At 34.2% G+C, this 5,853-nt stretch carries 5 protein-coding genes; 1 reads left to right on the forward strand and 4 read right to left on the reverse strand.

Features of this window, described 5'->3' with window-relative positions; genetic code table 11:
* From GGG_RS0118080 to blaOXA, 4 genes are all read right to left on the reverse strand, one after another.
* On the reverse strand, positions 1-400 hold a 400-nt coding region (locus GGG_RS0118080; RefSeq protein WP_010117547.1), incomplete at its 3' end, for a P-loop NTPase fold protein.
* 76 nt (positions 401-476) lie between these two features.
* Entirely contained in the window at positions 477-944 is a 468-nt protein-coding gene (locus GGG_RS0118085) for an HIT family protein (protein ID WP_010117549.1), read from the reverse strand.
* A gap of 63 nt (positions 945-1,007) precedes the next feature.
* Complete coding sequence (locus tag GGG_RS0118090; RefSeq protein ID WP_010117551.1) at positions 1,008-2,720, reverse strand: GGDEF domain-containing protein; 1,713 nt, start codon at positions 2,718-2,720, stop codon at positions 1,008-1,010.
* Positions 2,721-3,145: 425 nt separating this feature from the next.
* Entirely contained in the window at positions 3,146-3,979 is an 834-nt protein-coding gene (gene blaOXA / locus GGG_RS0118095; protein WP_029574705.1) for a class D beta-lactamase, read from the reverse strand.
* Positions 3,980-4,873: 894 nt separating this feature from the next.
* On the opposite strand from blaOXA, the gene omp33-36 reads away from it, so the two are divergent.
* Positions 4,874-5,770: a porin Omp33-36 gene (gene omp33-36, locus GGG_RS0118100; protein ID WP_010117554.1), complete on the forward strand. Its 897-nt coding sequence runs from the start codon at positions 4,874-4,876 to the stop codon at positions 5,768-5,770.
* Positions 5,771-5,853: the final 83 nt, after the last annotated feature.

Raw genomic sequence — 5,853 nt, forward strand, 5'->3', positions numbered from 1 at the left:
TGACTGCCTCTTTCACTTGATTAAACATCAAGTTATCTATGAGTTTTATCGGTGCATTTATTCCTAATTGGGTAACACGAGTGTCTTTAAAAATGGAAGGCAAACTTTTTAACCACTTTGGAATTTCTATTGGTAAATGATGATTTTCAACATTGCTATATATTTGGGTTTTTAAATCACTCAACGATTCAACGCCAAATAATGAAATGTATGCATATTTTCTTTTTGAAAGAACATTATCAACATCATTTTCTCGGATACTTTTCAGCAACTCATTCCAGAAAAAAGTCTTACCAACACCCCATGAACCTGTAATTGCAATTGCTGTACCTATTTCTTCATTTTTAATATTATGCTCAAGTAATTTTTGCAAGCGACTTCTTTTTTCTTGAATATTCATACTTATCTCGTAAAACTTATACTTACTCTTTAGAAAACAATTTCTAATAAAAACTCAGATAGAAAATTCAATAAAGCTATTCTAAACCTCTTATCTTTTCAGCTAACTTCGCTAACTCTCCATCATCCGCTCGCTGAAAATCATGCGAAGAAATATAACCTTCATACTGTTCAAAATACTTATCGACATTCGAGTTCACAGCTTGCCAGTTTTCATGCACTTGTTTAGTACCATGCATTGGAAATAATTTCGCATGCACATGATCTACACCAAAACCTTCAAATACCATTGCTGTACGTCCAACATCTTCAAAAAAACCATCTAACTTTTTCGCAACTTTCTTGGTATATAGCATCAATTCAGTTAAAACATCATCATCTAAATCAAATGCATAACTTGAATAATGCTTTTTGGGGATAACTACTGTTGCACCCAAAGTGTTGGGAAATATGGTTAAAAATGCCATAAAATCATCATTACTATCAATAAGATGATGCGGCAATGCATGATTAACGATTTTACAGAAAATACAATCTTCACTCATTCTATTGATCTCTTATCTAGTTCTAGTTTTATCGCAATCCAATCGAGGAAGAAAAAATTACCATTATCCTACGACTTTATTTCTACCCTGTGCTTTTGCTTTAAATAAAGACTCATCTGCTTGATTAAATAAATCTTCCCAGTTTTCTGCACCTGTCGCCACACCGATACTCACTGAAACTTTTAACTTCTCAGATGAAGCAGGTAAATCAATTCGCAAACGTGACACATCTGCCAAAATACTTTCCGCAATTTGCATAATCCAATTGCGCTCAGAATGAGCAATTAAAATTAAAAACTCATCGCCACCAAAACGTACAATCAAATCAGATTGAGAAATATTTACCTTTAAACATTGTGCAATTTCAACAATCACCAAATCACCTAGAATATGACCATATTGATCATTCACACTCTTAAAATTATCAATATCAACAATGACTAAGCTGAGTTTCTGAAATTGATTCGGCTTTGCGAGTGCATTTTTCAAATATGCCTCTAAGCCCAAGCGATTTGAAACACCACTTAAACTGTCTGTATTGGCAATATTTTTCAGTTGAAATTCAAGAATATCTCGCTGTTTCAACATGGCTTTTAATTTATGAATTGCATCCGCTAAGTTATGCGTTTCTTTGTTTTGCAAAGCAACCGTATCTACATGATCACGTTCATAAATCTGTGATAACTCCTCAATCATATATTGAGCTTGGATCAAAGGCTCAAATAGTTTTTTACGTGTATAAACCATGGTAAAAAAAGCAACAGTGAGCAATAAAATCGAAATCAACAAAATGAGAAAAAATTGTCGTTGTGCAGACTGCATTTGTCGCTGAGCTTCTAAACTATGCATCTCAAGCAAATAGGATTGTAAATCGACAATTGACGTAAACTTATCCACCATCGCATCTGTCAACTGATTGGCTTGTAATGAATAAGGTTGCTGATCTCCACTTTGTTGTATGAGCTGATTAACGATCGGCAGTCCTTGATCAATAAATCGGCGTTTCACTTGATCATGTAGTTCTAAATATTTTGGTGTTTTTAAATGCTCTGGCTGTATGATATCCATTAAACGCCACAGATATTTTACGTGTTCCTGTGTTTGCAAGGATCGAATTTTATTATATTCAGGAATAGGCTCTGCAAAACTCAGTGGGGCCATAATATTGGATGCGACACGACCTGCCTGATCTCGTAAATCAGCTAAAATGAGTACGATAGAAGCATAATCTGTAACACCACTATTTTTCCGTTTCGAGTCAATAATCAATTGTTGCAAGATCGTTCTACTGCTATCCCAAGCGCGAAACATATTGCGTATAGCTTGGTCCATTTCTATTGCTGTACGTGCTTGTTTTGGCTTTGCAATATAAGCATCAACCTGCTTACGCCCAAAATCTAAATCTTTTCTGAGTTGAACATCGACCTGCTTTGCCAATGTCGGAAAACCCGCTTGTTGCAAAGTGCGCACTGTTAAATCAATCTGCTGATTGACGCCAATTCGATATTCTTGCAATTCTTTTATTCGAGTTGGTAATTCTTCTACACTACCCGCCATAGCTTTATTTGATGGCGCTCTTTCACGTGATATTTTATTAGAGGTTTCAGCAAATATTCTTAAATTTTGAATATCCACCAATGAGCGATGTAACTTTACGTATTCTTGATAACTGTGAACAATTTGAGGAATTGCAATAAGGAGTACAGATAAAATGATAACGAACATGAGAATGAGCAGACGTACACTAATCTGTTCAGAACGTAATTGCTGCTCCATCTTCGTCATTCCATTGGAAGCTTTATTTTGATAAATATGAAAACGTATTGACGCCATCTTACAAGATATTTACCGTAATGTAGACTAAAATTTTCATTATACAATTAGAAAATGATCACAACTTAAGCACTAAATAGATGATAAATTGCGTGAAAAGTGTACATTTAAATTTATATTTTTCTCTCCTTTATTTTATTTAAATCTAGAAAAAGAATTCTAGTTTCATCTACTTATTTAGACTTCATTTCTGTAATCGTTTTTACAGATAATCTGTATAAGAAATTAACATTTTACATATAAATAGAATATGCATAGAATAGCTACACAAGCAGAGATATTTGAACAAAATATCACTATTTGAAAATTAATACCCTTTTATACCCAGTTTCCCCCAATAAACTGGGTATTTTTTTAACTTTAAAAAACTAGTTCAAATAAAAGAACAATCCCAATTTATCTAAAGTATCCAAGGTGAGTTGTTTTCGTTGCGCAAGATCAGTACCTTTGTCCATTTGCATATTTAAAGCAAAAGCGGTCACTTTACCATTCGGTTGCTCTACCCAGCCTGTATACCAGCCCACCTGCGGTTCAACATCCATTCCCCAGCCAGCTTTGGCATAAAGTTTTGTATCACCACGGCGTTCGATATATAACATCTCTTTCACTTGTTGTTGCACAGCAGGATCAAAAGCAAGTTGCTTCATTGCCAATTGATAAGCAAATTGAGCTTCTTGCTCAGGTGTAATTTCTAATGGCCCAACCAACCAGAAGTTATCGACTTGTGATCCAATTTGCGTATTACCAAAATGGACTCTTTTCACTTCTTCTTGCATCAAACTTAAACCAATACGTCTTGCAAGTTCTTGATATACAGGAACAGCCGATGCCTGCATCGCCTCACCTAAAGTCATGTCTTTTTCCCATGCGGGAAACAACCGTTTTCCCCCATTCCACTTAAAGACTTCGGTATTGGTTGCTTTATGATGTTGCAAGCCAATCAGGGCATTCAGCATTTTAAATGTCGATGCTGGAATATATTGAGTTTTCGCCCTGTTTAAATCATTACCATAGCTTTTGAATTGTTTACCATCGTAGGTGACAAAAACTGCTTGAGTATGCGCTTGATTAAATAAGGAAGAAATTTCATGTTGTCGATCTGAAAGCACAGTTGTTTGATTGCGTTTTGAATCATATACGCAGCCTGAAAACATTAGACTGGTCAGTACGGCACATAAGCTTAGCTTTATTCTACGTTTCATTGCTATCAATGCTCTCATCTATAAATGGTTAATTATTATCATATTCACAGGAATTAGCTTCATAACTTACATTATTATTAAATTACATGTCATGAAACATTTACTTTTGCATCATTATGATGCAAAATGCACTTAATTAGGGCGATTTAGTATTTTTCAGCAGAATACTAGAAATCCTCAGATTTTGGCGAAAAATCCCAGATTTGAATAAAATTTGGGATTTTTTTTGCAAAAAGCTGACAGATCGTAATGAATCAAAATTTAAAAAAGTAATGATCATGTGAAAAAACCAGTATTATTATTCTTAAATTTAATTATTTTTTGGAATATTTTTTAGGCAAAAAAAACTCAACTTTGGGGAAAGTTGAGTATTAAACTTTGAAATTGGAATAAAATTTACTTTTAATCAGTAAACCTTATTTATTAATTATGTGAAACATATCTATCTTTGTAAAGCGAATTAAACAAATAAATAAAATATTAATTATCGGATTTTTAAATTATTTAGATTTAGTTATCATTTTTAATATTTTTTAAAGAAAAAAATCACCTTAATAAGCCCTAAATGCACATAAATGATGATAAATGAGTATCATTAAGCCAAAGTTATAATTGTTAATACCGATCATAATTCCAAAAATATACAATAAAACTAATCAAAGATTTTTCTATTTTGTCATCATTTTTTAACGAAATATCTTTGAGAAAGAATTTATTTGATTGTTATGATTGATTTTTTTATAGGTTGACTTTAACCAGACTGAATGTCTATTTTTCATCCACTTTTTTTTCTCGCATTTATCAAGCCTTCAATGTCCTTAAACATCATTGACTTAATATCTTGTTACAATACAATGCCGTCTGTTTCACCAATTTATCCTCTTGGAAAAGATTATGAAAAAACTCGGTTTAGCCACTGCTCTATTATTAGCCATGACCGGCGCTCAAGCATACCAATTCGAAGTTCAAGGTCAATCAGAGTATATCGATACGACTGTAAATGACAAAGACTTCACTGGTGGTCTTCAAGGTACTTATTACTTCAAAAATGTTGACTCTTCAAAAGGTCCATTGGCTGAAGCAGCGTTCTTAAACCAAGCATCTAACGTATCTTTGGCTTATAACTACGGTGAATTAGGTTCAAACGGTATCGATATTACTGCTCATAACTTCGGTGCTAAAGCTGAAGTTTATGTACCTACTCCATACGTACCTGTATACACTAGCGCTTCTTATAGCCACACGATTCTTGACAGCAAAAACAACAATGCTTCAGATGATCAAGGTGATCGCTATGCATTAGAAGTGGGTGCTTTACCAATTAACAACTTCTTAGTTGCTGTTGGTTATACAAGTGCTGCTGACCAAGCTGCTATTGATGCATTCAACGTTATGGGTAACGGTGTTGCTAAAGCAACTGCTGAAGCTGTAACTATTGGTGAAGACCAAGATGCGATCACTGCACGTACTAAATACGTTGGTGCTATTGATGGTACAAACATGGCTGTTGGCTTTGAATCTGGCCTTATCTATGGCGATGCAACTGCATACCAATTTAAAACAGATCTTTATGTAACTCCACAAATCAGTGTTGGTGCGTCTTATGCTGCTTCTAGCTATGACGGTACTCCTGACTCAGCTTGGGGTGCAAATGTAAATTACTTCATTACTCCTGCAATTGCTGTAGGCGCAAGCTATGTAAATGCTAACTATGAAGCAAACAAAGGCGAAGCAGTTTCTTTTGCTGGCGATACTCAAACTGTTGGCTTAAATGCTAAATTCCGTTTCTAAGCAATTAGAAATTGAATACAAACTATAAAATTGATTGAAATCATTCATCCTTTTGTAGCTTTGTCAGATTGATATAAAAAACC

Source organism: Acinetobacter sp. P8-3-8 (assembly GCF_000214135.1).
Taxonomy (GTDB): Bacteria; Pseudomonadota; Gammaproteobacteria; order Pseudomonadales; family Moraxellaceae; genus Acinetobacter.